Annotated in this window: 37 protein-coding genes; 2 read left to right on the top strand and 35 right to left on the bottom strand. The window is 63.4% G+C overall.

Annotated elements, in window-relative coordinates:
• Positions 1-14: 14 nt before the first annotated feature.
• Both MRBLMA1_RS18045 and mgtE read right to left on the bottom strand, forming a co-directional pair.
• Positions 15-413 (bottom strand): DUF1489 family protein, encoded by a 399-nt coding sequence (locus MRBLMA1_RS18045; RefSeq protein WP_363738629.1) that lies wholly within the window; start codon positions 411-413, stop codon positions 15-17.
• Between the two features lie 28 nt (positions 414-441).
• Positions 442-1869, bottom strand: coding sequence for a magnesium transporter (mgtE, locus tag MRBLMA1_RS18040; protein ID WP_363738627.1), 1428 nt, complete (start codon positions 1867-1869; stop codon positions 442-444).
• Positions 1870-2274: 405 nt separating this feature from the next.
• On the opposite strand from mgtE, the gene MRBLMA1_RS18035 reads away from it, so the two are divergent.
• Positions 2275-2727: a peptidylprolyl isomerase gene (locus tag MRBLMA1_RS18035; RefSeq protein ID WP_363738625.1), complete on the top strand. Its 453-nt coding sequence runs from the start codon at positions 2275-2277 to the stop codon at positions 2725-2727.
• 16 nt (positions 2728-2743) lie between these two features.
• On the opposite strand, the gene MRBLMA1_RS18030 is transcribed toward MRBLMA1_RS18035, so the two are convergent.
• The 31 genes from MRBLMA1_RS18030 to rpsL form a co-directional block, all read right to left on the bottom strand.
• Positions 2744-3409: a hypothetical protein gene (locus tag MRBLMA1_RS18030; RefSeq protein ID WP_363738623.1), complete on the bottom strand. Its 666-nt coding sequence runs from the start codon at positions 3407-3409 to the stop codon at positions 2744-2746.
• Positions 3409-3984, bottom strand: coding sequence for a hypothetical protein (locus MRBLMA1_RS18025; protein ID WP_363738622.1), 576 nt, complete (start codon positions 3982-3984; stop codon positions 3409-3411). Before MRBLMA1_RS18025 ends, MRBLMA1_RS18030 begins: the two co-directional genes overlap by 1 nt.
• Before the next feature lie 126 nt (positions 3985-4110).
• Complete coding sequence (locus MRBLMA1_RS18020; RefSeq protein WP_363738620.1) at positions 4111-5151, bottom strand: acyltransferase family protein; 1041 nt, start codon at positions 5149-5151, stop codon at positions 4111-4113.
• Between the two features lie 136 nt (positions 5152-5287).
• On the bottom strand, positions 5288-5827 hold the full coding sequence (locus MRBLMA1_RS18015) for an SRPBCC family protein (RefSeq protein WP_363738618.1): 540 nt from the start codon (positions 5825-5827) through the stop codon (positions 5288-5290).
• Positions 5828-6024: 197 nt separating this feature from the next.
• A complete protein-coding gene (locus tag MRBLMA1_RS18010) occupies positions 6025-6681 on the bottom strand; it encodes an adenylate kinase (RefSeq protein WP_363738616.1) in 657 nt (218 codons plus the stop codon).
• Positions 6682-6729: 48 nt separating this feature from the next.
• Positions 6730-8094 carry a preprotein translocase subunit SecY gene (gene secY / locus MRBLMA1_RS18005; protein WP_363738614.1) on the bottom strand — a complete coding sequence of 455 codons (1365 nt, stop codon included), beginning with the start codon at positions 8092-8094 and terminating at the stop codon, positions 6730-6732.
• A gap of 249 nt (positions 8095-8343) precedes the next feature.
• Entirely contained in the window at positions 8344-8868 is a 525-nt protein-coding gene (gene rplO / locus MRBLMA1_RS18000) for a 50S ribosomal protein L15 (RefSeq protein ID WP_025547286.1), read from the bottom strand.
• A gap of 138 nt (positions 8869-9006) precedes the next feature.
• Complete coding sequence (gene rpmD / locus MRBLMA1_RS17995) at positions 9007-9186, bottom strand: 50S ribosomal protein L30 (protein WP_133652666.1); 180 nt, start codon at positions 9184-9186, stop codon at positions 9007-9009.
• A 6-nt stretch (positions 9187-9192) separates the two neighbouring features.
• Positions 9193-9900, bottom strand: a complete 708-nt coding sequence (gene rpsE, locus MRBLMA1_RS17990) for a 30S ribosomal protein S5 (RefSeq protein WP_133652665.1) — start codon at positions 9898-9900, stop codon at positions 9193-9195.
• A 2-nt stretch (positions 9901-9902) separates the two neighbouring features.
• Positions 9903-10256: a 50S ribosomal protein L18 gene (gene rplR / locus MRBLMA1_RS17985; RefSeq protein ID WP_133652664.1), complete on the bottom strand. Its 354-nt coding sequence runs from the start codon at positions 10254-10256 to the stop codon at positions 9903-9905.
• Between the two features lies 1 nt (position 10257).
• Entirely contained in the window at positions 10258-10791 is a 534-nt protein-coding gene (gene rplF / locus MRBLMA1_RS17980) for a 50S ribosomal protein L6 (protein ID WP_133652663.1), read from the bottom strand.
• Positions 10791-11186, bottom strand: coding sequence for a 30S ribosomal protein S8 (gene rpsH, locus MRBLMA1_RS17975; protein ID WP_025547278.1), 396 nt, complete (start codon positions 11184-11186; stop codon positions 10791-10793). Before rpsH ends, rplF begins: the two co-directional genes overlap by 1 nt.
• 12 nt (positions 11187-11198) lie before the next feature.
• Positions 11199-11504: a 30S ribosomal protein S14 gene (gene rpsN, locus MRBLMA1_RS17970; RefSeq protein ID WP_007707881.1), complete on the bottom strand. Its 306-nt coding sequence runs from the start codon at positions 11502-11504 to the stop codon at positions 11199-11201.
• A gap of 51 nt (positions 11505-11555) precedes the next feature.
• On the bottom strand, positions 11556-12128 hold the full coding sequence (gene rplE, locus MRBLMA1_RS17965; RefSeq protein WP_133652661.1) for a 50S ribosomal protein L5: 573 nt from the start codon (positions 12126-12128) through the stop codon (positions 11556-11558).
• Positions 12128-12439, bottom strand: coding sequence for a 50S ribosomal protein L24 (gene rplX / locus MRBLMA1_RS17960; protein WP_133652660.1), 312 nt, complete (start codon positions 12437-12439; stop codon positions 12128-12130). Before rplX ends, rplE begins: the two co-directional genes overlap by 1 nt.
• Positions 12439-12807 carry a 50S ribosomal protein L14 gene (rplN, locus tag MRBLMA1_RS17955; RefSeq protein WP_007686569.1) on the bottom strand — a complete coding sequence of 123 codons (369 nt, stop codon included), beginning with the start codon at positions 12805-12807 and terminating at the stop codon, positions 12439-12441. Before rplN ends, rplX begins: the two co-directional genes overlap by 1 nt.
• Positions 12808-13007: 200 nt before the next feature.
• Positions 13008-13271: a 30S ribosomal protein S17 gene (gene rpsQ / locus MRBLMA1_RS17950; protein WP_006960320.1), complete on the bottom strand. Its 264-nt coding sequence runs from the start codon at positions 13269-13271 to the stop codon at positions 13008-13010.
• 12 nt (positions 13272-13283) lie between these two features.
• The gene (rpmC, locus tag MRBLMA1_RS17945; RefSeq protein ID WP_066700948.1) at positions 13284-13487 is read right to left on the bottom strand and encodes a 50S ribosomal protein L29; all 204 of its coding nucleotides are present in this window, start codon (positions 13485-13487) and stop codon (positions 13284-13286) included.
• A 3-nt stretch (positions 13488-13490) separates the two neighbouring features.
• Positions 13491-13922 carry a 50S ribosomal protein L16 gene (rplP, locus tag MRBLMA1_RS17940; protein WP_007686573.1) on the bottom strand — a complete coding sequence of 144 codons (432 nt, stop codon included), beginning with the start codon at positions 13920-13922 and terminating at the stop codon, positions 13491-13493.
• Positions 13923-13943: 21 nt separating this feature from the next.
• Positions 13944-14639, bottom strand: coding sequence for a 30S ribosomal protein S3 (rpsC, locus tag MRBLMA1_RS17935; protein WP_021239758.1), 696 nt, complete (start codon positions 14637-14639; stop codon positions 13944-13946).
• 5 nt (positions 14640-14644) lie between these two features.
• On the bottom strand, positions 14645-15031 hold the full coding sequence (rplV, locus tag MRBLMA1_RS17930) for a 50S ribosomal protein L22 (protein ID WP_363738609.1): 387 nt from the start codon (positions 15029-15031) through the stop codon (positions 14645-14647).
• Positions 15031-15309 (bottom strand): 30S ribosomal protein S19, encoded by a 279-nt coding sequence (gene rpsS / locus MRBLMA1_RS17925; protein ID WP_007686576.1) that lies wholly within the window; start codon positions 15307-15309, stop codon positions 15031-15033. The genes rplV and rpsS overlap by 1 nt, the downstream gene beginning before the upstream one ends.
• Before the next feature lie 5 nt (positions 15310-15314).
• Entirely contained in the window at positions 15315-16151 is an 837-nt protein-coding gene (rplB, locus tag MRBLMA1_RS17920) for a 50S ribosomal protein L2 (protein ID WP_022682112.1), read from the bottom strand.
• Between the two features lie 2 nt (positions 16152-16153).
• On the bottom strand, positions 16154-16471 hold the full coding sequence (locus MRBLMA1_RS17915; protein WP_030538851.1) for a 50S ribosomal protein L23: 318 nt from the start codon (positions 16469-16471) through the stop codon (positions 16154-16156).
• Positions 16464-17087, bottom strand: a complete 624-nt coding sequence (gene rplD / locus MRBLMA1_RS17910) for a 50S ribosomal protein L4 (protein ID WP_363738606.1) — start codon at positions 17085-17087, stop codon at positions 16464-16466. Before rplD ends, MRBLMA1_RS17915 begins: the two co-directional genes overlap by 8 nt.
• 2 nt (positions 17088-17089) lie before the next feature.
• A complete protein-coding gene (gene rplC / locus MRBLMA1_RS17905; protein ID WP_133652657.1) occupies positions 17090-17845 on the bottom strand; it encodes a 50S ribosomal protein L3 in 756 nt (251 codons plus the stop codon).
• Between the two features lie 274 nt (positions 17846-18119).
• Positions 18120-18428 (bottom strand): 30S ribosomal protein S10, encoded by a 309-nt coding sequence (gene rpsJ, locus MRBLMA1_RS17900; RefSeq protein WP_007686587.1) that lies wholly within the window; start codon positions 18426-18428, stop codon positions 18120-18122.
• A gap of 208 nt (positions 18429-18636) precedes the next feature.
• The gene (gene tuf, locus MRBLMA1_RS17895) at positions 18637-19827 is read right to left on the bottom strand and encodes an elongation factor Tu (protein ID WP_133652656.1); all 1191 of its coding nucleotides are present in this window, start codon (positions 19825-19827) and stop codon (positions 18637-18639) included.
• A gap of 136 nt (positions 19828-19963) precedes the next feature.
• Positions 19964-22036 carry an elongation factor G gene (gene fusA / locus MRBLMA1_RS17890; protein ID WP_133652655.1) on the bottom strand — a complete coding sequence of 691 codons (2073 nt, stop codon included), beginning with the start codon at positions 22034-22036 and terminating at the stop codon, positions 19964-19966.
• Between the two features lie 174 nt (positions 22037-22210).
• Positions 22211-22681, bottom strand: coding sequence for a 30S ribosomal protein S7 (gene rpsG, locus MRBLMA1_RS17885; protein WP_363738602.1), 471 nt, complete (start codon positions 22679-22681; stop codon positions 22211-22213).
• A gap of 15 nt (positions 22682-22696) precedes the next feature.
• Positions 22697-23068 carry a 30S ribosomal protein S12 gene (gene rpsL / locus MRBLMA1_RS17880; protein ID WP_007686591.1) on the bottom strand — a complete coding sequence of 124 codons (372 nt, stop codon included), beginning with the start codon at positions 23066-23068 and terminating at the stop codon, positions 22697-22699.
• Between the two features lie 483 nt (positions 23069-23551).
• Here rpsL and MRBLMA1_RS17875 point away from each other — a divergent pair, with 483 nt between their 5' ends.
• Positions 23552-24730 (top strand): M23 family metallopeptidase, encoded by a 1179-nt coding sequence (locus MRBLMA1_RS17875; protein WP_363738600.1) that lies wholly within the window; start codon positions 23552-23554, stop codon positions 24728-24730.
• Positions 24731-24945: 215 nt separating this feature from the next.
• Here MRBLMA1_RS17875 and rpsI read toward each other — a convergent pair whose 3' ends face one another.
• Positions 24946-25473 (bottom strand): 30S ribosomal protein S9, encoded by a 528-nt coding sequence (gene rpsI / locus MRBLMA1_RS17870; RefSeq protein WP_363738599.1) that lies wholly within the window; start codon positions 25471-25473, stop codon positions 24946-24948.
• Entirely contained in the window at positions 25473-25952 is a 480-nt protein-coding gene (gene rplM, locus MRBLMA1_RS17865; RefSeq protein WP_007686594.1) for a 50S ribosomal protein L13, read from the bottom strand. The genes rpsI and rplM overlap by 1 nt, the downstream gene beginning before the upstream one ends.
• Between the last annotated feature and the right edge of the window lie 74 nt (positions 25953-26026).

Here is a 26026-nt window from a genome sequence, read left to right as displayed (position 1 = left end):
GATGATGTGAGACCTTAGAGCAACCCGAGCCGCGACAACTCCCCCAGCAACCGCGTCGGCATCGCATCCAGATCATTCGCCTCGCCTGCGCCCAGATCGGCCGGGGCGTCCTTCTCCTCCAGATAGCGCCAGCCTTGATGCGCCCGCTTGGGCACGGCGCGCACCGGGATCAGCCGTGGCTCCAGCCTGATCCAGTAACGGCCCTGTCCGGTTTCCTGAAAGCCCAGCAGCGGACTGCGCCCGACAAGCTGATGCCCATGAATCCAGAAGAGCGAACCGCCCTCCAGCTCCTCGACCCGCTTGGGCAGATAACGCGTCGTCAGCCTTGCCTCCTCCGCATGGCTTTCCAGCCAGGCGCGGAGCGTTGCAGGGCTTTCGCTCTGAAAGGCGATCTTGGTCAGGTGAAGCGGCATGGCAGGAAGATGGGCGCTGACCGGCCGATTACAAACCCCATATCGTGGCAAGGCCGAGGAAGGAGAAAAAGCCCATCACGTCCGTCATCGTCGTCACGAACACGGCGGAGGAAACGGCGGGATCGACATTCACCCTGTCCAGCGCGACCGGGATCAATATGCCCGATAGCCCCGCCACCAGATTGTTGATCAGCATCGCCAGCCCGATAACGATCCCCAGATCATGATTGCCGTAGATCAATCCCACCGACAGGCCGATCAATATGCCGAGCGCGGTGCCATTGGCGCTGGCGATGCGGAATTCGCGGACGATCTGGCGCATGGTGTTGGAACTGGTGAGCTGGTTGGTGGCGAGCGCGCGCACGGCGACCGCCATGGTCTGCGTCCCCGCATTGCCGCCCATGCCCGACACGATCGGCATCAGCACGGCCAGCACGACATATTTGGAGATGGTCGCCTGGAACAACCCGACCACGGAGGCCGCCAATATGGCCGTGCCCAGATTGACCACGAGCCATTGCAGGCGTGTGCGCACGGTTTGCAGGATGGGCTGGTTGATGTCGCCCTCACCCGCGCCCGACAGGCGAAGAATGTCTTCTCCCGCTTCCTCGGAGATGATGTGGACGATATCGTCGACCGTTATCATGCCGACCAGCCGACCGCTGCCGTCCACCACGGCCGCGGAAATCAGCGCATATTTCTGGAAGCGCAGCGCCACCTCTTCCTGGTCCATGTCGACCGGGATCAGCGTCTGTTCGCGCTTCATGAGGTCCGCCATGGCGACGCTGCGCGGGCAGGTCAGCACCCAGCTGAGCTGGCAGGTACCGATCGGCCTGTGCGCTTCGTCGACCACGAAGATTTCCCAGAAGTCGGTCGTCAGGTCGCGGTTGTCGCGCAGATAGTCGATCACCTGCCCGACCGTCATATGTTCCGGCACCGCGACCAGATCGCGCTGCATCAGGCGGCCGGCGGACTCCTCCGGATAGGACAGCGCGCTTTCGATGGCGGCACGATCTTCGGGATCAAGCGCGTCGAGGACAGCCTGCTGGTCGGCCTCCTCCATATCCTCGATGATGGCGACGGCGTCGTCGGTGTCCAGTTCGGCGGCGAACTCCGCCACCTGTTCGGGCAGCAGCGCGTCGAGCAGGTCGTCGCGGACATAGTCGTTGAGTTCGGACAGAACCTCCGCGCCGACCAGATCGCCCAGCGCCGCGGCCACCTCGCCCCGCCGTTCGGACGGGGTGAGTTCGAGAAGGTCGGCAATATCGGCCGGATGCAGCGGCGACACCAGTTCGCGGGCACGCTCCCGGTCATCCGCCTCTACCGCATCCAGAACGGCATCGACGAATTCGCCCTTCAGCCGATCATCCTCGTCATGGCGGGATTCGACCTGCCCGGCGGCAATGTCCTCAAAATCGTCCGGCCGGGGTTCGGCCAAATCGGCTCGCTCGCTCATCGCGTCCCCTACTGTCCGGTTCCTGTAGCATTTCGCTGCTTTTGCCCATGCCCGTCATAATTGCAATGGCTTCCATCCCCGTCTCAGGGTCTAAACTCAATTACGGCGAGGATCGAGACAGGCTTGTCCGGGATGCTGTGGGAGAAGAAGCGCGAGAAGCGGGCGCGCTTTGCCCGGTCGAGCGCTTCGACGCTCCACAGCGCCCGGACAAACCTGCTCCGAAGGAGTAGGACGAAAAAGCCCGCTGGCGCGGTCGGCCGCTTGCCGGATAGCCCCGCTATCTGGCGGCGCGCCCTCCCTCCCAGCGGGCTTTTTCGTCTCCATCTCGACCTCACCGTAATTGAGTTTAGACCCTAACGCTCTATATGGTCCATCTCCCCAATTTTCCCCGGAAGAGGATTTTTCATGGCCGACGACACCCTGACCCTTACCCTCGACAGCGGCGGCGACGTCGTCATCAAGCTGCGCCCTGACCTGGCGCCCGGCCATGTCGAGCGCATCACCCAGCTTACCCAGGACGGCTTCTACGACGGCGTCGTCTTCCACCGCGTCATCCCCGGCTTCATGGCGCAGGGCGGCGACCCGACGGGCACCGGCATGGGCGGATCGAAGCTGCCCGACCTCAAGGCCGAATTCAGCCGCGAGCCGCATGTCCGGGGCGTCTGCTCCATGGCCCGCGCGATGAACCCGAACAGCGCCAACAGCCAGTTCTTCATCTGCTTCGACGACGCCACCTTCCTCGACGGCCAGTACACCGTCTGGGGCGAAGTCACGTCGGGCATGGAACATGTCGACGCCCTGCCCAAGGGTGAGCCGCCCAAGACCCCGGGCAAGATCGTGAAGGCGACCATTTCCTAAGGCATTTCCTGCGGCATCATTTTGGCCCGTCAGTGGCGGAGGCGGCGTTGCCCGCCGTCTCCGTCGCTTCTCCAGCCGGTGGCTGATAGGGGCCGACGCTCTCTATATGCCAGCGGCGATCCGCCTCGCTGGTGCCGGGGACGTCATTGGCCCGCCGCAAGGTAACCTGCCGCAGCCGGTACCAGGGCTTGCCGTTCGCGGCCAGACGCCCATAGACCTGCACCGGCACCGTCACGAACAACGATCCCGCCGCACCTTCGATCACGCCCGGCGCGCCCACCTGGGCATGGATTTCGCTGAACCCGCGAAAGCGGGCAGCAAAGCGCGCATCGTCTTCCGCTCCCATGGCGCTGCTGTCGTTCCACAGGTCCTGCGCGTCATTATAGCGCTTTTCCTCCAGCAGGCCGTAATAGCCCTGCACCACCTGGGCGGCTCCCTGCGCGCCCTTGGGATCGATGGAGTCTTCCTCCACCACCGGCTGCGGGTTGACCGGCAGGCCGCCGGGCATGCCGGGCGCGGGAGGATTCAGCGGCTCCAGCACCGCCTGCGCCTCCGCCCGGACGCCGTTTTCGACCTGCGTCGCATTGGCGCCATTGGCCAGATTGTCGATTGCGCTCTCCTCCCGGCCATCGCAGGCCGCGAGCAGCAGCAGGCCGAGAACCACAGTGGACCCAAGCCGCATCAGTTGCGCCGGCCCCGCCAGCCATCGCGTCCGGACCGGCCGCCGGATCGCGCGCCGCCGTCCCCGCGCGTGCGCGGCGCGCCCCAATTGCGGTCAGCCCGTGATGTCGTCATATCGCCTGATCCCCTTCCTGTCGCCTGCGCGCCCGCAGCGGGATTGCCCTGCGGGGCATTCCTCCAGCTGCCATTCCATCGATTGCCGTCGCCGCCGGAACGCTCCCGCCAGCTCTGTCGCGGCACGCCACTGTTCCAGTCGCCGCGCGAACCCCCGTCGCGGCGCGCATCCCTGCGTCCTTCCCAATAGCGGCGCTGACCGTCATTCCAACGCTGGCGATGGCCGCTGCGATTGTACACATAATAGCCGCTTCCGGGATAGTAGTAGCCGTCATACCAGCCGCCATAATATCCTGGACGATAATAGCCGGGGCCCCAATAATCATCATAATAGCCGCCGCCATAATAGCCGCTGCCCACGCTCACGCCGCCATAATAGCCGTCGTCATAAGCGCAACCGCCAAGGGCCAGCGAGCCGGCAAGGCCGATCGCGGCAAGCAACCTTCGTCCGGTCCAGGCCATTGCCTTTCTCCTTCGTCCTGCATCCATGCCATGCATAACGCGGGCTGCTTGAATTGGTTGTGAATGGCGAGCATGGGGAGGCCGGTCCAGCGCGTGAAATCGGCTTCGGCCGCGCAGCCGCGTCGCTCAGGCCTGGCTCGGCGTGCCTTCGACGGGCACAGCCCTTTGCCGATGCCCCCGCCACCAGCCCATGATCGCTTCCCCGGCGGGCCGCTCCACCAACCGGTTGATCAGCGTCCCCAGGGTCAGGGCCACGGCAAAGGCCGTCGCAAAAGCTGTCCAGGGACCATATCCCGCCTGCGCCATCTTCAGCATCACGACGAAGCCGACATGCTGGTGGATGAGGTAGAAGGAATAGCTGATCCCCCCCAGCCAGACGAGCGGACGAAGCCGGACGAAACGCAGCCCCCCCGCGATCAGCGTGGCGAACGCCGCCAGCAACAGGACGCCCGCCAACAGGATGTCCGGACTGTCGACCGTTGCGATCGAGAGCAGCGCAAGCGCCGCATAGGGCGCCTGCTGGCGCCAGCTCCGCTGCCCTGCCCATACGCGATAGGACAGCATGCCGATGATGAAGAAGGGAACGTAACGCAGCACCAGCAGCATCACGATCCGTTCCGGCATGCCTGGCCAGAGCGCGTAGAGCCAGCGCAGGATCAGCCAGCCGATCAGCACGGGCTCCAGCCGCTTGAGGCCCTTGCATTTCCAGATCGACACCATGCAGGCGTAAAAGGCGATCTCGACCGTCAGCGTCCAATAGGCGCCGTCCACCTCCGGCAGGAAGGCGAAGCCCTGCAACATGGTGAAATTGGCGAGGACGGCACCCGGTCCGACCAGCAGTTGCGAAACCCGTGCCAGGGATTCGATGCCCAGGGTCAGCAGCATCGCGACGAGATAGGCGGGATAGAGCCGGGCGAAACGGTTGACCAGGAAATCGGCGACCGTGTGGATGCGATCAAGCGTGAAGAATATCGCGAAGCCGGAAATGGCGAAGAACAGCAGCACCCGGTAATTGCCGCCCAGGAAGCTGAAGGGCACATGGGCCGCCTGCGGGAACAGTTCGTGAAATCGCGTCGAATAATGGAAGATGAGCACGCACAATGCACCCAGCCCCCGCAAGGCGTCCAGTTCCGTCAGGCGGCGATTGGAAGGACGCGACCCCGTCATGCGGCGGACATAGCAACATTACGGCAATCATTCCGTTAATATCGTGGTTAACATAGGGGCCGATGGCATTGCCGGAACTCAGCACCTGTACCGTTTTGGGAGGAGCGCAGCCGGGACCATCAATGGGGAAGCATCTTCAGGGTTGTCCTGATTCGGCGGCGCGTTTCAGCCCTTGCAACTGCTCGGCCAGTACCCGGTCGACGACAGGCGCCATGCCCGCCGCGCCCGTGCGGAGATAGCCGCCAACGGCATAGCTCATCCTGACCTGGACGCCCTTGGCGTTCGGTACGATGTCAAAGGTCAGCGTCCCGGTCGCCGCCTCGGCCTGCAATGGCCCCAGCGCTCCGGAGAGGCGCAGCAGGCGGTCCGGCGCTGCATGGATCACGCGCGCATGTTCGACGCTGCCGGGCTGGCCGGGCTTTCCCGGCACTTTTTCGCAAAAGCAACCGCCGGCCACGGGATCAAGGGAGAGATTGGCGGCGTCGCCGCTATAGCTGTGCTGCCCGTTCCACCAACGGGCAGGTTGAGCCAGGAGCTGGTAGACTGTGGCCGCATCAGCCGAAACATCGACGCTGTTTTCGACGGCGAAGCCCTGTTCGTTGCTGCCCGTGACAGCAGAATGGGCGGGCACGGCCATCGCCATACCCGCCCATATTCCGATCCGATGCTTTCCCATCGCGGTCCCCCTCCCTGATCAGGAGGACGAGCCTAGAGCGATTTCCAAGCGATGGGAACCGATCGCTGGCTAAGAAATCGCGACAAACAAGGAATCCAGAGCGGCGATCTGATTCAATCAGATCGAAACCCGCTCCAGTTCCGATTGCCGCATTTGCCGAAGGGGCAGATGTGATGATCGAGTGCGAAAAATGAAGTTCAGGCGCTCTTGCCGTCCAATATGGCGGCAATCGCGACCGTCACCTCGCCCATGTCGGCCATGCCGTCGACACGGGAAACAATGCCCCGCGCTTCGTAGATCGGCAGGATCGGCGCGGTCTTGGCCCGATATTCGGCCATGCGCGTGCGGACGGTTTCCTCATTGTCGTCCGGGCGGCGCTTGAACTCATGCCCGTGGCATTTGTCACACTCGCCCTCGATCTTCGGCTGCTTGAAGCTGTCATGATAGCCCTCGCCGCAGGTCGCGCAGGTGAAACGGCCGGTGATGCGCTCCACCAGGGCGTCCTCATCCACTTCCAGCTCGATCACATGATCAAGCGTCCGGTTGCGGTCGGCCAATATGCCGTCCAGCGAATGCGCCTGCGCCTCGGTCCGCGGATAACCGTCGAAGATCACGCCGGTTTCAGACGCCAGGGCATCCAGCGCCTCCCCGATGATGCCCGACACGATCTCGTCCGACACGAGTTCGCCGGCCTCCATCACCGCCTTGGCCTTGAGCCCGATGGGCGTTCCCGCCTTCACCGCCGCGCGCAGCATGTCGCCCGTCGACAGTTGCACCATGCCCCGGCTGTCCACCAGACGCGTCGCCTGCGTTCCCTTGCCGGCGCCCGGCGGGCCGAGCAGAATGATATTCATGTCGCGCATTCTCCCCTGTTCTTCGCGCTTTTTTCCGTTCCGCGCCGCCTAGCGCAGACGTCCCTTCAACTTCGCCTTCTTGATCAGATCCCCATATTGATGGGCGAGCAGGTGGCTCTGGATCTGGGTCACGGTATCGACCGTAACATTGACAACGATCAACAGGCTAGTCCCACCAAGGTAGAAGGGAATGCCCGCCCGCGCGATCACGAATTCCGGGACCAGGCAGATGAACGCCAGATAGGCCGCGCCGATCACCGTGATGCGGGTGAGCACATAGTCGAGATAATTTTCGGTGTTCTTGCCCGGACGGATGCCGGGAATGAAGCCGCCGTTGCGCTTCAGATTGTCGGCAGTTTCCTCCGGGTTGAACACCACGGCGGTGTAGAAGAAGCAGAAGAAGACGATGCCGAGGCCGTAAAGCCCCATATAGACCGGGCTGCCGTGCGACAGATATTGGTTCAGCGTCAGCACGAAATCGCCAAGCTTGCTCTCGCCTGCCACGGTCTGTCCGGCGAACTGCGAGACGGTGAGCGGCATCAGCAGCAGCGAACTGGCGAAGATCGGCGGGATCACGCCTGCGGTATTGACCTTCAGCGGCAGATGGCTGCGGTCGGCCTGCATCAGGCCCTGCCGCGTCTGGCGCTTGGGATATTGGATCAGCACCCGGCGCTGCGCCCGTTCCATGAAGCAGATGAAGGCGATGAGGCCAAAGCCCAGCACGATCACCAGGAAGATGACAAGGCCCGAGATCGCACCCGTGCTGCTCGACTTGAACAGATTGCTGAGCGTCACCGGTAATTGTGCGACGATGCCCGCCATGATGATGAGCGACACGCCATTGCCGATCCCGCGGGAGGTGATCTGCTCGCCCAGCCACATCAGGAACATGGTGCCGCCGATCAGCGAGATCACAGCCGCGACGCGGAACAGATAGCCCGGATCGACCACGGCCTGCACACCCGACTGGGCGCCGAAGCTTTCCAGGCCGACGGCGATGAAATAGCCCTGCACGGCGGTCAGGCCGACCGTGCCGTAACGGGTATATTGGTTCAGCTTCTTGCGGCCGCTCTCGCCTTCCTTCTTGATCGCTGCAAGCTGCGGCGAGAGGGAGGCGGCAAGCTGCACCACGATCGAAGCGGTGATATAGGGCATCACGCCGAGCGCGATCAGGCTCATGCGCGAGAGCGAACCGCCCGAGAAGGTGTTGAAGATGTCGAGAATGCCGCCATTGGTCTGCTTGTAAAGCTGCGACAAGGCGGTCGGATCGACGCCCGGCAACGGCACGAAGCTCAGGAAGCGGAAGACGATCAGCGCGCCCAGCGTGAACCACAGGCGCTTCTTGAGGTCGGTCGCCTGGCTGAACTTCGCCAGGCTGAGATTGGATGCGAGCTGGTCGGCTCTCGATGCCATCTTGGCTGCCCTTCAAAACATCTTGCCGGATTGGAAAACCCGGAGCGGAATCGCTAACCCCTTAGCGGGGTGATGAGGCACTGTCGAACCGGGAATTGCACTCCGTCCATTCCAAATGGCCTTTGCGCCCGTCGCCAGGCCCAGCCTCAACTCGATATGGACGGCGCGGGTTCTGGAGTCCCCAAAACACATGGCCCCGCTCACCCATATCGGGCAGCGGGGCCATGCTTGCAAGCCTTACGGCCTAATTCACGCCTTCTTCGCAGCCTTGGCGCTGCCCTTCTTGGCAGCGGCCTTTTCAGCGGCCGGAACGACGGCGATCACTTCGACCTTGCCGCCAGCCTTCTCGACGGCTTCGACAGCGCCCTTCGACGCGCCGGCGACGAGCAGATTGACCTTGGCGGTGAGTTCGCCCTTGCCCAGCAGGCGCACGCCATCCTTGCCGCCACGGGCAAGGGCGGCAGCCTTCAGCGCCGCGTGATCGATGGTGGCGTTGGCGTCCAGCTTGCCGGCGTCGATCGCCTTCTGCACCGCGCCCAGGTTCACGATCGCGTAATCCTTGGCGAAGATGTTGTTGAAGCCGCGCTTCGGCAGCCGCATGTGGAGCGGCATCTGGCCGCCCTCGAAGCCGTTGATGCTGACACCCGAACGCGCCTTCGCACCCTTCTGGCCGCGACCGGCGGTCTTGCCCTTGCCCGAGCCGATACCACGGCCGACGCGCATCCGGCCCTTGCGGGCACCGGCATTGTCATTGAGTTCGTTGAGCTTCGTCATTTCGTGCACTCGCTTTCGCTTTTGTCGCGCTGCTCCCAGTCGGGAGCCACCAAAGAGGACGCGCCATTAGCGCCCTTTCTCAAAAAACGAAAGAGGGGTTTCCCCCTCTCCCGCTTCATTCGTCATGATCGAAAGGACTCAGCCTTCGACCACCGCCACCATATGGGGCAGCTTCGCGATGGCACCGCGGACTTCCGCCGTGTCTTCCAGCTCCACCACACGGTGCATCTTGCCAAGGCCCAGGCCGACCAGAATCTTCTTCTGGGCTTCCGGGCGGCGGATCGGCGAACCGATCTGCTTGATCTTGATTTTCGCCATGCTGTCTTACTCCGCAATCGCTTCGGCGTCGGCCTGGGCGACTTCGGCCGAGGCGCCGCCGCGACGAAGCAGGTCGGCGACCTTCTTGCCGCGACGCTGCGCCACCGCCTTGGGGCTGACCTGCTCACCCAGCGCCGCGAACGTCGCCCGGATCATGTTGTAGGGGTTCGACGTGCCGTTCGACTTGGTCACGACGTCAGCGACGCCGAGGCTTTCGAACACGGCGCGCATCGGACCGCCGGCGATGATGCCCGTACCGGCCGGAGCCGAGCGAACCGTCACCTTGCCCGCGCCGAAGTGGCCGAGGCCATCATGGTGCAGGGTGCGGCCTTCCTTCAGCGGAACGCGAACCATCGCCTTCTTGGCCGAAGCGGTCGCCTTGCTGATGGCCTCCGGCACTTCGCGCGCCTTGCCATGGCCGAAGCCCGCACGGCCCTTGCCATCGCCGACAACGACGAGAGCTGCGAAGCCGAAGCGCTTGCCGCCCTTGACGGTCTTCGAGACGCGGTTGATGTGAACCAGCTTCTCGATCAGCTCTTCACCCTGTTCCTCGTCACGGTTGCCGCGACGGTCGTCGCGACGGCCGCGGCCGCCACGCTCGCCGCGGTTGCGGTCGCCGCCACGACCCCGGCCGCGACGGCCTTCGGTCTGCTCGCCGCCCTCGACAGCAGCGGGAGCGCCCGCCTGTGCCTGGATATCGTTTTCGTCAGCCATGATCAGAACTCCAGCCCGGCTTCACGGGCCGCATCGGCCAGCGCCTTGACGCGGCCATGGAACAGGAAACCACCGCGGTCGAACACGACCTGGGTGACGCCGGCAGCGGTTGCCGCAGCGGCAACGCGCTTGCCGACATCCGCAGCGGCATCGGCAGTGGCGCCGGTCTTGCTGCGCACGTCCTTGTCCAGGGTCGACGCGGCGGCCAGGGTCTTGCCCTGCGCATCGTCAATGACCTGGGCGTAGATGTGACGGCCCGAACGGTGGACGCTGAGGCGCGGACGGGTGCCCGAAACAGCCTTGAGCGCGGTGCGAACGCGACGACGACGCCGCGCGAAGAGGGAAAGCTTTGCCATCTTACTTCTTCTTCCCTTCCTTGCGGAAGATGAACTCGCCGGCGTATTTGATACCCTTGCCCTTATAGGGTTCGGGCTTGCGCCAGCGGCGGATCTCGGCGGCAACCTGACCCACCTTCTGCTTGTCGATGCCGCTGATCTCGACCGTGGTGTTATCCGGGGTCTTGATCTCGATCCCTTCGGGGATCTCGAAATCGACGTCATGCGAATAGCCGAGCTGCAGCTTCAGGGTCTTGCCCTGCGAGTTGGCGCGGTAGCCGACACCGGTGATCAGCAGCTTCTTGGTGTAACCCTCGGTCACGCCAGTGATCAGGTTGGCGACCAGCGTGCGCTGCATGCCCCAGAAAGCGCGGGCGCGCTTGCTGTCATTGGCAGGCTTCACGGCGATCGTGCCGTCTTCGATGCTGTAGGTCACTTCGTCGGCCAGCGGCATGGCGAGGGTACCCTTGGGTCCCTTCACCGACAGCTGACCGTCGGCGATGGCGGCGGTCACGCCCGCGGGGACAGCGACCGGCTTCTTACCAGTACGGCTCATCAGAACACCTCCGCCAGCACTTCGCCGCCGACATTCTGCTCGCGCGCCTCGGCGTCGGACAGAACGCCCTTGGGCGTCGAGACAATGGTGATGCCAAGGCCGTTGCGCACGACGGGCAGTTCCTTGGAACCCGAATAGACGCGGCGGCCAGGCTTCGAGACGCGGGCGACATGCTTGATCGCCGGCTGGCCCTCGAAATATTTGAGCTCAATGCGAAGGCCGGCATGCTTGCCGAGCAGTTCCTCGGAATAGCCGCGGATATAGCCTTCGCGCTGCAGCACGTCGAGCACGCGGGCGCGAAGCTTCGAAGCGGGGGACACGACGCTGTCCTTCTTCGCCTGCTGCCCGTTGCGGATGCGGGTGAGCATATCACCCAGGGGATCGGTCAATGCCATCTCAAATGATCCTTACCAGCTCGACTTGGTGACGCCGGGGATCAGGCCCTTGTTGGCCAGATCACGCAGCTGCACGCGGCAGAGGCGGAATTTGCGGTAATAAGCGCGGGGACGCCCCGTCAGTTCGCAGCGGTTCCGAACGCGGGTCGGGTTGCCGTTGCGGGGGATCTCCGCCATCTTCAGACGCGCGATCAGGCGATCGCTGTCATCGGCCGCGGTATCATTCGCGATCGCCTTGAGCTTCGCATAGCGGCCGGCATATTTCTTCACCAGCTTCTTGCGGCGCTCATTCTTGTTGATCGAACTCAGTTTCGCCATGACTTAAGTTCTCTTTCCTTGGGTGTCTTTGGAAAGAGAAGCGGGGCCCTGTCAGGCCGCCTGCTTCTCTTCGATCGGGAAGGGAAAGCCGAAGAGACGCAGCAGTTCGCGCGCTTCATCGTCCGTCTTCGCCGTGGTGGTCACGATGATGTCCATGCCGCGCACCTTGTCGATGCGGTCATAGTTGATCTCGGGGAAGATGATCTGCTCCTTGATGCCGAAGGCATAGTTGCCACGGCCGTCGAAGCTCTTCGGGTTGAGACCACGGAAGTCGCGCACGCGGGGCAGAGCAACGTTGATCAGGCGATCAAGGAACTCGTACATGCGCTCGCGGCGCAGCGTGACCTTGGCGCCGATCGGCATGCCTTCACGCAGCTTGAACTGCGCGATCGACTTGCGGGCCTTGGTGATGACCGGCTTCTGGCCGGCGATCAGTTCCATTTCCTCGGCCGCCGAAGTCACCTTCTTCTTGTCCTGGGTGGCTTCGCCAACGCCCATGTTGAGCGTGATCTTCTCGATCTTCGGCACTTCCATGACGTTCTTGTAACCGAACTTCTCGGTCATCGCCTTGGCGATCTCGGCGTCATAGAGCGCCTTCGAACGGGGGATGTACTTGTCGCTCATTACAGCACCTCACCGGACTTGACGGCGACGCGGACCTTCTTGCCGTCGCGATCCTCGAAACGGACGCGGGTCGGCTTGCCATCCTTGTCGGCGACAGCGACGTTCGAAATATGGAGCGGCGCGGGCTTGCGCTCGATGCCGCCCTGCGGGTTCGCCTGGTCGGGCTTGCGGTGACGCGCATGCACGTTGATGCCCTCGACGAGGACGCGGTCCTCCTTCGGCATCACCTGCAGCACCGCGCCGGTGCGGCCCTTGTCCTTGCCGGCCAGGATGACGACCTTGTCGCCCTTCTTGATCTTGGCAGCGCTCATTACAGCACCTCGGGGGCGAGCGAGATGATCTTCATGTGCTTCTTGGCGCGCAGTTCGCGAACGACCGGGCCAAAGATACGGGTGCCGATCGGCTCCTCGTTCTTGTTGATGAGCACAGCGGCATTGCCGTCGAAGCGAATCACGCTGCCGTCAGCGCGACGCACGTCCTTGGCGGTGCGCACGATGACGGCGCGATGCACGTCACCCTTCTTCACCTTGCCACGAGGCGCAGCTTCCTTGATCGAGACGACGATGATGTCGCCCACGCTCGCGAAGCGACGCTTCGATCCGCCCAGCACCTTGATGCACTGGACGCGCTTGGCGCCGCTGTTGTCAGCGACGTCAAGATTGGATTGCATCTGGATCATGGATCCGGTTCCTTCTTATTTGGCCTACCGGGACAATTCCCGGCGGTTCCGAATTTCACTGCCTAGAGCCTTTGGGCGACTCATCTGACTCGCCCTGGAGGAGCCATCTGACTCTACGCGAAGCGCGGGCCTGTACCCTTTCCAGGCGGAAAAGGCCAGCCCCGCGCGACACTTTTATTCAAAGGCCCAGCGAGCCTCCCTCAGGCCGCCGTCTCCGGCGACTTGTGGGTGTCCACGCGCTCGATGACCTTCCAGGTCTTGAGCTTGGAAATCGGAGCGGTCTCCTCGATGCGGACCGTTTCGCCTTCCTTGTAGACATTGCCCTCGTCATGGGCATGATATTTCTTCGAGCGGCGAATGATCTTGCCGTAGAGCGCATGCTTAACCTTGCGCTCTACGCGAACCACCACCGTCTTGTCGGTCTTGTCGGAAACCACCGTTCCCGTCAGCACGCGCTTGGGCATCGTGTGTTTCCTTTACTTCGCGGCCGAGCGCGAACGCTCGGTCTGCAGGGTCTTGATCTGCGCGATCGACCGGCGGACTTCACGCACCCGGCTGGGCTTTTCCAGCTGGTTGGTGGCCGCCTGGAAACGCAGGTTGAACTGCTCGCGCTTCAGGTTGTTGAGTTCGGTCGACAGCTCGTCGTCCGTCTTGGTCTTGAGGTCGGCAACGTTCGCCACGGCTTAGCCCTCCAGGTGCGAGGTGTCGCCGAGGCGGGCAACGACCTTGGTCTTGATGGGCAGCTTCATCGCGGCGCGCGAGAAGGCCTCTGCTGCGAGCGGGCCGGGAACGCCGTCCAGTTCGAACAGGATGCGGCCGGGCTTGACGCGGGCCGCCCAATATTCGACCGAACCCTTGCCCTTGCCCTGACGGACTTCGGCAGGCTTCTTCGACACCGGAACGTCGGGGAACACGCGGATCCACAGACGGCCCTGACGGCGAAGGTGACGCTGGATCGCGCGGCGGGCCGCCTCGATCTGGCGGGCCGTGACGCGCTCGGGTTCCAGGGCCTTCAGACCATAGGCGCCGAAGTTCAGAGCCGATCCGCCCTTGGCGTCGCCCTTGATCCGGCCCTTGAAGGTCTTGCGGAACTTCATTTTTTTCGGTTGCAGCATGACGCTATTACCTTCTTATCTTCAGCGCGCCGGGCGCACGCCGGAGGTCTGAGCCTCCAGCATCAGCCGGTCGGTAGCCATCGGATCGTGACCAAGGATTTCGCCCTTGAAGATCCAGACCTTGATGCCGCAGACGCCATAAGCGGTGTGCGCTTCGGCTTCGGCATAGTCGACGTTCGCGCGCAGCGTGTGCAGCGGAACGCGGCCTTCGCGATACCATTCCACGCGGGCGATCTCCGCGCCGCCCAGACGGCCGCCGCAGGTGATCTTGATGCCTTCAGCGCCCAGACGCAGGGCCGACTGCACCGCACGCTTCATCGCACGGCGGAACGCCACGCGACGCTCCAGCTGGTCGGCAATGCCCTGCGCAACAAGCTTGGAGTCGATTTCCGGCTTGCGGATCTCGACGATGTTCAGGCTGACGTCCGAAGAGGTCAGGCTGCCCAGCTTCTTGCGCAGCTTTTCGATGTCCGCGCCCTTCTTGCCGATGATGACACCGGGACGGGCAGCGTAGATCGATACGCGGCACAGCTTGGCGGGACGCTCGATCACGACCTTGGAGATCGCGGCCTGCGGCAGGTTCTTCATGATGTACTGGCGGATCTTCAGATCCTCCAGCAGCAGGCGGCCATAGTCGGCGCCTTCGGCGAACCAGCGGCTGTCCCAGGTACGGTTGATCTGCAGGCGCAGACCGATCGGATTGCTCTTGTGACCCATGTCTCTTACGCCTCCGCTTCTTCAGCTGCTTCGCGAACGACGATGCGCACGCGGCTGAAGGGCTTCAGGATCCGGGTCGACTTGCCGCGGCCGCGAGCGTGGAAGCGCTTCATGGTGAAGCTCTTGCCCACCGATGCTTCCGCGACGACCAAGCTGTCGACGTCCAGATTGTGGTTGTTTTCCGCGTTGGCGATGGCCGAAGCCAGCACCTTGCGCACGTCGACCGCCATCGCCTTCTTCGAGAAGGCGAGGATGTTCAACGCATCCTCGACCTTCCGGCCGCGGATGAGCGTGGCGACCAGGTTCAGCTTCTGGGCAGAACCGCGGATCTGCGTGCCAACGGCCAGCGCCTCATTCTCGGCGACGCGACGGGGAGCCTTTTCCTTGCTCATTAGCGCTTGCCCTTCTTGTCGGCAGCGTGGCCGGGGAAGTAGCGGGTCGGGGCGAATTCGCCCAGCTTGTGACCCACCATGTCCTCGTTCACCGAAACCGGCACATGCTTGCGGCCGTTATAGACGTTGAACGTCAGGCCGACGAACTGCGGCAGGATGGTGGAGCGGCGCGACCAGGTCTTGATCGGACCCGAACGGCCACCGGCGTCCTGCGCCACTTCCGCCTTCTTCAGAAGGCTGAGGTCCACGAACGGACCTTTCCAGACGGAACGAGCCATCTCGCTTACCTCTTCTTCTTCGCGTGGCGGCTACGGATGATGAACTTGTCCGTCGCCTTGTTGTGGCGGGTGCGCGCACCCTTGGTCGGCTTGCCCCAGGGCGTGACCGGATGACGGCCGCCCGAGGTCCGGCCTTCACCACCGCCATGCGGGTGATCGACCGGGTTCTTCGCCACACCGCGCGTCAGCGGGCGCTTGCCCAGCCAGCGGTTGCGGCCGGCCTTGGCGAGGTTGGTGTTGGCATTGTCCGGGTTCGACACGGCACCGACGGTGCCCATGCAATCCGAACGGATGTAGCGCTGCTCGCCCGAGGACAGGCGAACCATCACCATGCCACGATCGCGACCGACCAGCTGGGCGTAGGTGCCCGCCGAACGGCAGAGCTGACCGCCCTTGCCGGGCTTCATCTCGATATTGTGGATGATGGTGCCGACCGGCATCTGGCCCAGTTCCATCGCATTGCCCGGCTTCACGTCGGTCTTCTTGCCGGCGATGACCTTGTCACCGGGCGCCAGACGCTGCGGCGCCAGGATATAGGCCTGGGTGCCGTCGGGATAGTTGACCAGCGCGATGAAGGCGGTGCGGTTGGGGTCATATTCCAGACGCTCGACCGTGCCTTCCACGTCCCAGAGGCGACGCTTGAAGTCGATGATGCGGTAACGCTGCTTGTGGCCGCCGGCGATGCCGCGCGAGGTCACGTGACCCTTGTTGTTGCGGCCGCCGGTCTTGCGCTTGCCTTCGGTCAGCGCCTTGACGGGCTTACCCTTGTGCAGGCCGCTGCGGTCGACGAGGATCAGGCCGCGCTGGGCCGGGCTCGTCGGGTTGTAGCTCTTAAGCGCCATGGTCAGCGCACTCCTTCGGTGATGTCGATCGACTGGCCGTCAGCCAGACGAACGATCGCCTTCTTCACATCCGAACGGGTGTAGGGCTTGCCCTTCCACTTCTTCGTCTTGCCCTTGGCGACCAGCGTGTTGACGCTCTTGACGGTCACGCCCCAGAGCGCTTCGACGGCGGCCTTGATCTCCGGCTTGGTCGCGTCATTGGCGACCTTGAAGACCACGGCGTTGTTTTCGGAGAGAAGGGTCGACTTCTCGGTGATGACCGGGGCGACGACGACGTCATAATGACGGTTGTCAACCTTCGTGGCTTCTTTCTTAGCCATTGAAACGCGCCTCCAGCTTTTCGACCGCGGCGCGCGTCAGCACCAGCGAATCCGCCCTAAGGATGTCGTAGACATTGGCGCCGACGGCCGGCAGCAGGTCCACGCCGACGATGTTCGCCGAAGCCTTCGCGAAGCTGACGTTCACCGCGTCGCCGTCGATGAACAGCGCCTTGTTGAGGTTCAGCTTGGCGAGGTGCGCGACCAGAGCCTTGGTCTTGCCTTCCGCCACGTCGAGATTGTCGAGAACGATCAGCGAGCCGTTCTTCGCCTTCGTCGACAGGGCCATTTTCAGGCCGAGCGCACGAACCTTCTTGTTGAGGTCGTGGCCGAAGGTACGGGCACGGGCACCGTGCGCCTTACCACCGCCGATGAACACGGGCGCCTTGCGATCGCCGTGACGGGCCGTGCCGCCGCCCTTCTGGCGACCGAACTTCTTGCCGGTGCGGGCGACATCCGAACGCTCGCGAGTGGCGCGAGCTGGCGCACGACGCTTTTCGAGCTGCCAGAGGACGACGCGGTGCAGAATGTCGGTGCGGGGCTCGATGCCGAACACGGCATCGTTGAGCTCCAGATCACCGGCAGCCTGCGCGTCGAGGGTCTGTACATTGACCTTCATGATTAGCCCTCCTGGCCTTCGGTCGCTTCGGGAGCGGCCGCTGCTTCAGCGGGCGTCTCAGCCGGAGCGTTGTTGCTGTTGGCGGCAGCCTTGAGGCTCGCCGGATAAGGCGCGTCGGCGGGGCGCTTCACCTTGACGGCGTCGCTGACGGTCAGCCAGGTGCCCTTGGCGCCCGGAACCGAACCCTTGACGAACAGCAGGCCGCGCTCGACGTCGGTGCGGACGATTTCGAGATTCTGCTGCGTGCGCTCGCGGTCACCCATGTGGCCCGCCATCTTCTTGTTCTTGAAGACGCGACCCGGATCCTGACGGTTACCGGTCGAACCATGGGCACGGTGGCTGATCGACACGCCGTGGGTAGCGCGCATACCGCCGAAGCCCCAGCGCTTCATTGCGCCGGCGAAACCCTTACCCTGGGTGTGACCGGCGACGTCGACCAGCTGGCCGGCAATGAAATGATCGGCCGCGATCTCGGCGCCGACATCGAGGAGCGCGTCCTCGGCGACACGGAATTCGACCAAGCGCGCCTTGGGCTCCACTTCCGCCTTGGCGAAGTGGCCGCGCTGCGGCTTGGCGACATTCTTGACCTTCGCGACGCCCGCGCCGAGCTGAACCGCGACATAACCGTCGCGATCGACTTCCTTGCGGGCCACGACCTGGTTGCCCTCAAGGGCCAGAACCGTAACCGGAATATGACGTCCGTCCTCCTGGAACAGACGGGTCATCCCGACCTTCTTAGCGATCACGCCTGTGCGCATCACTGATTACTCCCATAGAGGCCCGCCTTAGCAGCGGGCGTATCCAACGAAAAAACCGCTCAGGATCTCTCCCTCGCGGCCCAACCCAATAGCATGATCACCCCGTCCGGGTTGGATGCCGACCCCTGCTCGGGGAAGGCGACGGGGGACCAGGACCACGAGCCATTCCGGTTCACCGGAGGGGCCGTGCGGTATCCCTTGTGTCCTTTGAGCTTCCGGCAAGCCGGAATGCCCGATACCCTGCCCTCATAATCGAGAGCAGGGACTTGCCAGCTTACGCCAGCTTGATTTCGACGTTCACGCCGGCAGCCAGATCCAGCTTCATCAGCGCGTCGACCGTCTGGGGCGTCGGCTGCACAATGTCAAGCATGCGCTTGTAGGTGCGGACTTCGAACTGCTCGCGCGACTTCTTGTCGATGTGCGGGCCACGGTTGACCGTGAACTTTTCGATGCGCGTCGGAAGGGGAATCGGACCGCGAATGAGGGCGCCGGTGCGGCGGGCGGTGTCGGCGATGTCGCCGGTCGCCTGATCGAGCACGCGATGATCGAACGCCTTGAGGCGAATGCGGATGTTGCTGTCCATTGTTCCTGTACCGATGCGAAAGAGCCAAAAACCCGGAGCATTTTCAAAAATCAGCCGGAGCAGCCGATGATTTATGAAAATGCGCCAACCAAAAAATATCCGCCCCGTTTCTTGCCCTTCTAGCTCTATCGAGCCGGAGAAAGGCGATCCGGGGCGGTAAAAAACTCAGCGGCGCGAATCAGGCGATTCGCGCCGCTGCGGTCCTATATTACTTCGAGATCGTGCCGACAACCCCTGCGCCGACGGTCCGGCCGCCTTCGCGGATCGCGAAGCGCAGACCCTGGTCCATGGCGATCGGAGCGATCAGCTTGACGCCGAGCTTCACATTGTCGCCAGGCATGACCATCTCGGTACCCTCGGGGAGGATCACTTCGCCGGTCACGTCGGTGGTGCGGAAGTAGAACTGCGGACGATAGTTCGCGAAGAACGGCGTGTGACGACCGCCTTCTTCCTTCGACAGGACGTAGACTTCTGCGTCGAACTCGGTGTGCGGGGTGATCGTGCCGGGCTTGGCCAGAACCTGGCCGCGCTCGACTTCTTCACGGCCCACGCCACGGATCAGCGCGCCGATGTTGTCGCCCGCACGACCTTCGTCGAGCAGCTTGCGGAACATTTCGACGCCGGTGACGGTGGTCTTGCGGGTGTCCTTGATGCCGACGATCTCGACTTCTTCACCAACCTTGACGATACCGGTTTCGACACGGCCGGTCACGACGGTGCCGCGGCCCGAGATCGAGAACACGTCTTCGATCGGCATCAGGAAGGGCTTGTCGATCGGACGCTCCGGCTGCGGGATGAAGGTGTCGACCGCTTCCATCAGCTTCAGAACGGCGTTCTTGCCGATTTCGTCGTTCGAACCGTCCAGAGCCTTGACGGCCGAGCCGGGGATGACGGGGATGTTATCGCCGTCGAAGTCGTAGGACGACAGCAGCTCGCGGATTTCCAGCTCGACCAGCTCGAGGATTTCAGCGTCGTCGACGAGGTCAACCTTGTTCATGAACACGACGAGCTGCGGCACGCCGACCTGGCGGGCGAGCAGGATGTGCTCGCGGGTCTGCGGCATCGGGCCGTCGGTGGCCGAAACGACGAGGATCGCGCCGTCCATCTGGGCCGCACCGGTGATCATGTTCTTGACGTAGTCGGCGTGACCCGGGCAGTCGACGTGCGCGTAGTGACGGGCTTCGGTCTCATATTCGACGTGGGCGGTCGAGATGGTGATGCCGCGCTCGCGCTCTTCGGGAGCCTTGTCGATGTTGGCATAGTCAACGAAGGTCGCGCCGCCGGTTTCGGCAAGCACCTTGGTGATCGCCGCGGTCAGCGAGGTCTTGCCATGGTCGACGTGACCGATGGTGCCGATGTTGCAGTGCGGCTTGTTCCGCTCAAACTTAGCCTTAGCCATTTTATCCTACCTTCTAATCAAATCAGCTTTGGTCTGACCGCTCGGCCGCGCCTCGCGAAGGCGCGTCCATAGCAGCAAATTTACAGAATGCCAGCCCAAAACCGAGCCGCTTGCGCGGCCCGGCCAGGGAAACTCATCAGGCCATCTTCGCCTTGACCTCGTCCGCCACATTCTGCGGCACTTCATCATAGTGCGAGAAGATCATCGAGTAGTTCGCGCGCCCCTGGGTGAAGGAACGCAACGAATTCACATAGCCAAACATGTTGGCCAGCGGCACCATGGCCTCGACCACCTGCGCGTTGCCGCGCGTGTCGGTGCCCTGGATCTGACCGCGACGGCTGTTCATGTCGCCAATGACGTCGCCCAGATATTCTTCCGGGGTGACGACCTCGACCTTCATGACCGGCTCAAGCAGGGTGATGCCCGACTTCTGCGCAGCTTCGCGCATCGCGGCGCGGCCGGTGATTTCGAACGCCAGCGCCGACGAGTCGACGTCGTGATAGGCGCCGTCGTAGAGCAGGATTTCGAAGTCGATGATCGGGAAGCCGATGAGCGAACCGGTGGCCGCCGTCTCGCGCATGCCCTTTTCGATCGCGGGGATATATTCCTTGGGAATGTTACCGCCCTTGATCTCATCCTTGAAGATGATGCCCGCGCCACGTTCGCCCGGGGTCAGCTTGACCTTGATGCGACCGAACTGGCCGGTGCCGCCCGACTGCTTCTTGTGGGTGTAGTCGATATCGACCGGCTTCTTGAGATATTCGCGGTAAGCCACCTGCGGCGCACCGACATTCGCCTCGACCTTGAACTCGCGCTTCATGCGGTCGACCAGGATTTCGAGGTGAAGTTCGCCCATGCCCTTGATGATGGTCTGGCCCGATTCGTGATCGGTCGTGACACGGAAGGACGGATCCTCGGCGGCCAGACGATTGAGCGCGACGCCCATCTTTTCCTGGTCGGCCTTGGTCTTGGGCTCGACCGACAGCTCGATCACCGGCTCGGGGAATTCCATCCGCTCCAGGATGATCGGCTGGCGCTCGGCGCACAGCGTATCGCCGGTGGTGGTTTCCTTCATGCCGGCCAGAGCGACGATGTCGCCGGCATAAGCCGCTTCGACGTCTTCACGGCTGTTGGCATGCATCAGCAGCATGCGGCCGATCTTTTCCTTCTTGTCCTTGACCGAGTTCAGATAGGTGCCCTTGGTCAGGGTGCCCGAATAAACGCGCAGGAAGGTCAGCGAACCGACGAACGGATCGTTCATGATCTTGAACGCCAGGCCCGCGAAGGGCGCGTCGTCCGCCGTCTTGCGGCTGTCGGGCTCCTCGGTGTCGGGGTTGATGCCCTGCACGTCGGGGATGTCGAGCGGCGAGGGCAGATAGTCGACGACCGCGTCGAGCAGCGGCTGCACGCCCTTGTTCTTGAATGCCGAGCCGCACAGGACCGGCGTGAACGCCTGGCCCAGCGTGCCCTTGCGGATCAGCTTCTTGAGCGTGGCGGTGTCAGGCAGGTTGCCTTCCAGATAGGCTTCCATCGCGTCGTCGTCCTGCTCGACGGCGAGTTCGATCAGCTTTTCGCGATATTCGGCCGCCTTGTCGGCGAGATCAGCCGGAATTTCCTCATAGGAGAATTCAGCGCCGAGATTCTCGTCCTTCCAGATGATCGCGCGGTTCTCGACCAGGTCGACCAGGCCCTTGAAGTCCGATTCCGTGCCGATGGGCAGATAGAGGACGGCCGGGGTCGCGCCGAGACGGTCGATGATCGTCTGCACGCAATAATAGAAATCGGCGCCGGTGCGGTCGAGCTTGTTGATGAAGCACATCCGCGGCACCTTGTACTTGTCCGCCTGGCGCCACACGGTTTCCGACTGCGGCTCAACGCCCGCGACACCGTCGAACGCGGCGACCGCGCCGTCGAGCACACGCAGCGAACGCTCGACCTCGATGGTGAAGTCGACGTGGCCGGGGGTGTCGATGATGTTCAGGCGGTGGTCGTTCCAGAAACAGGTCGTCGCAGCCGACGTGATGGTGATGCCACGCTCCTGCTCCTGCTCCATCCAGTCCATGGTAGCGGCGCCGTCATGGACTTCGCCGATCTTGTAGGACTTGCCGGTATAGTAAAGGATACGCTCCGTCGTGGTGGTCTTGCCGGCGTCGATATGCGCCATGATACCGAAATTGCGATAGCGTTCGAGCGGATGGCTGCGGGCCATGATGCTTCTCCGTTGCCGGTGCGCCGGCGGTTGGGGATTCGTTAAATCTGCGCGTGGCCCCTAAACCAATCCGTCCGCCATGGGTAGCCACCCGTGGCGAACGGACCGATTTTTTGAAACCATGAGAGGAAGCGAGCGATATGGGTGCCCGCTTCGCCTTTTTCCAGCGCCGGATTACCAGCGATAGTGCGAGAAGGCGCGGTTCGCTTCCGCCATGCGGTGCGTGTCTTCGCGCTTCTTGACGGCATTGCCGCGATTGTTGGCGGCATCCAGCAGCTCGCCCGACAGACGGGCAGCCATGGTGGTTTCGCTGCGGTTGCGCGAAGCCGTGATCAGCCAGCGGATCGCCAGCGCCTGGGCGCGCTCGGGGCGCACTTCGACGGGAACCTGGTAGGTCGCACCGCCGACGCGGCGGCTGCGGACTTCGATGCCGGGCTTCACATTGTTCAGCGCATCGTGGAACATCGCGATCGGATCCTTCTTGGACTTCGTCTCGACAGTGTCGAGAGCGCCGTACACGATGGATTCGGCGACGGCCTTCTTGCCGTCCTGCATGATGCTGTTCATGAACTTCGACAGCACGACATCACCGAACTTGGGATCCGGCAGGATGACGCGCTTTTCGGGGCGACGACGACGTGACATATTACTGGTCTCCCCTTACTTCGGACGCTTGGCGCCGTACTTCGAACGGCTCTGCTTGCGGTCCTTGACGCCCTGGGTATCCAGAACGCCGCGCAGCACGTGATAGCGCACACCTGGAAGGTCGCGCACGCGGCCGCCACGGATCAGCACAACGCTGTGCTCCTGAAGGTTGTGGCCTTCACCCGGAATATAGGTGATGACTTCGCGCTGGTTGACCAGGCGCACCTTCGCCACCTTACGGAGAGCCGAGTTCGGCTTCTTCGGGGTCGTCGTGTAAACACGGGTGCAAACGCCGCGCTTCTGCGGGTTCGCTTCCATGGCAGGGACCTTCGACTTGGTCTTCTGCAGCTCGCGGCCCTTGCGGACCAGCTGGTTGATTGTTGGCATGAAGCCCTTCACCTTTTTCAGTTACTTTACCGCATGCATTTCCCGCGTTCCTTGCGGTCTGGAAAGCAATCGCCCCCAAACAGCAAAGGCCCCGGCGGAAACCCGCCCGGAGCCGCAAGAGCACCGGCAATGTTCAGCTCTGACGCCCCCAGAACCGGGAACTGGCGCGAACGAATCCGTCCAGCCGGGCCTTTGGGCAGGCGCGCCTATATCCATGTGGGGGACGCGGGTCAAGAACCGGCCGAAAGATCGGGCGCTGCCCTCCGGCGCAGGCGGCCCGCCGATCAGTCATAGGTCATCAGGCAATCGCCCGGAAAAAAATCCGGCGGATCGGAACCAATGGCACGGATCCACGTTTCACCCCGTTCATCCTTCGACTCGTCACGAGTCCGTTTTGGCGGATTCGCGCGACTCGGATTGTTTTGTTAGCGCCCCGTTCACTTAAAAAGAAATGCGGGGTCGCAATTGTCGCAACGGAGCAAGGTGAGGGTGCCTGCCCTCTGGGCCAGCATGGCTGCCCACTGTTCGAAGCTGTGCCCGGAACGGGAAATTTTCCTGCACTCGGGCGGCCAGATGAAGTTCATCCGCATTTCGCGCCGGACGCAGCTTGTCGCGCTCGGGCTGCTTTCCTGTGCCCTGGTCGGGGGCGCAGGGCTTACTTTGTCCATGATCTCCCGCAGCGCGGAGATCGAGCAGGAACGTGACGCCCTCACCGCAAAGGGCAAGGCCGTCGCGAGCACCGCCAGCCAGGTCGAGCGCTATCGCAAGTCGGTCGACCAACTCGCGCAGGAGCTGAAAGAGCGCCAGGATTTCATGGACGACCTCTACCGCACCCATTTCGGCCAGGAGGACGCCGTTTCCGCCAGCGATGTGGTCGGCAAGGCCGACGGCGGGGCCAAGCACGGCACGTCCAAACTGGACACGAAGATCAGCGTCGCGCCCGAAGCCGCCACGCTGTTCCAGATCGATGCGCGGCAGCGCCGTTTTGCCGCCTTGCTGACCAGCGCAGTCCAGCATCGCGCCGACAAGGCCGCCGCCGCTATCCGCAGCTTCGGCCTCAACCCCAATGGCCTCGCCCGCACCGCCGCGCGCGCGCAGGGCGGACCCTTCGTTCCCTGGGAAGGCCAGGACGCCCTGCCGGGCGAGTTCGAAAAGCTCGCCAGTGCGCTGTCGCGGATGGAATTTCTGGAAGCCAGCCTGCTCGCCATCCCCTCCGGCAAGCCCACGGCAACGCCGATGCTGAGCAGTAGCTATGGCTATCGCAGCGATCCGTTCAACGGCCATGCGGCCTTTCACGCGGGGCTGGATTTTCCCGGCAGCATGGGTCAGCCGATCCTGGCCGCCGCATCGGGCAAGGTCAGCTTCGTGGGCCAGCGCAGCGGCTATGGCAATGTGGTCGAGGTCACCCATGGCAACGGCATCCTGACCCGCTATGCCCATCTTTCCGGCTTCAACGCGCGGGTCGGCCAGCCGGTAGCCCGTGGCGACACCATTGCGCGCATGGGCTCGACCGGCCGCTCCACAGGTCCGCATCTCCATTTTGAAGTGCGGGTGAACGGCAACGCCATCAATCCCCGCCGCTTCCTGGAAGCCCGCCAGGACGTCCTCCAGATCCAGCAGATCGCGACGGCGCGCCTGGCTGATGTCGGCGATCGCGGCTAAGGCGGTTTCCACACGATCGGCCGTGATCGCCGGTTAGGAGATCGCGGCTTTTTCGTCCGATCGAACCGGTTCGGCCATTCCGGATCCCGTCAATGCCTCCCCGATTGCGAGGAAGACGGCGGACTCTTGCCATGCCCGACCGCGAGGGCCCCATCTGCCCGAAAAGAAAAGGGGCCGGAAAACCGGCCCCTTTGCATTGCTGTCGATCGAACCGATCAGCGCTTCGAGAACTGGAAGCTCCGGCGGGCCTTGGCCTTGCCGTACTTCTTGCGCTCGACGGCGCGGCTGTCGCGGGTCAGGAAGCCTTCGGCCTTGACCGCGCTGCGCAGCGCCGGCTCATATTTGGCGAGTGCCTGGGCGATGCCGTGCTTGACCGCGCCGGCCTGACCCGAGAGGCCGCCGCCCTTGACGGTGGCGATCACGTCATACTGACCTTCGCGCTCGGTGACGCCGAAGGGCTGGTTGATCACCAGACGCAGGGTCGGGCGAGCGAAGTAGATTTCCTGATCGCGGCCATTGACCGTGATCTTGCCGGTGCCGGGCTTTACCCAGACGCGGGCGACGGCGTCCTTGCGGCGGCCGGTCGCATAGGCGCGGCCGAGGCTGTCGATTTCCTGGGCGCGCAGCGGAGCGGCAGGCTGAACCGGCGCGATCGGGGCGTCGGCGGCGGGCGCGGCAGCGGCAGCCGGCGCGTTGGCGGTCAGCGACGCGAGGTCGGACAGGGACTGGCGGTTATCGGTCATTATGCACCCACCTTGTTCTTGCGGTTGCGCGACGCGAAGTCGAGCACTTCGGGGTTCTGCGCGGCGTGCGGATGTTCGGCGCCGGCGAAGATGCGCAGGTTGCGCATCTGCTGACGGCCCAGCGGGCCGCGGGGGATCATGCGCTCAACGGCCTTTTCCAGGACGCGCTCGGGGAAACGGCCTTCCAGAACCTTCTGGGGGGTGGTTTCCTTGATGCCGCCGGCATAGCCGGTGTGCTTGTAATAGACCTTGTCGGTCAGCTTGCGGCCGGTGAACTTCACCTTTTCCGCGTTGATGATGATGACATTGTCACCGCAATCAACGTGGGGGGTGAAGCTCGGCTTGTGCTTGCCGCGCAGGATGTTCGCGACGGTCGAGGCGAGGCGGCCGACGACGAGGCCTTCCGCGTCGATCAGAACCCATTTCTTTTCGACCGTGGCCGGGGTTGCCGGCTTGGTGGTCTTCATCAGCGCCTTCATGGTGCCAATACTCCAAGAATGAAACAGTGAATTGAACGCTGTTGCCAGCTTTCAGAAGATGGCGGCTAATGACG

It is taken from the genome of Sphingobium sp. LMA1-1-1.1 (genome assembly GCF_040676365.1).
Classification (GTDB): domain Bacteria; phylum Pseudomonadota; class Alphaproteobacteria; order Sphingomonadales; family Sphingomonadaceae; genus Sphingobium.
This window is presented reverse-complemented; position numbering and strand designations above follow the sequence as displayed.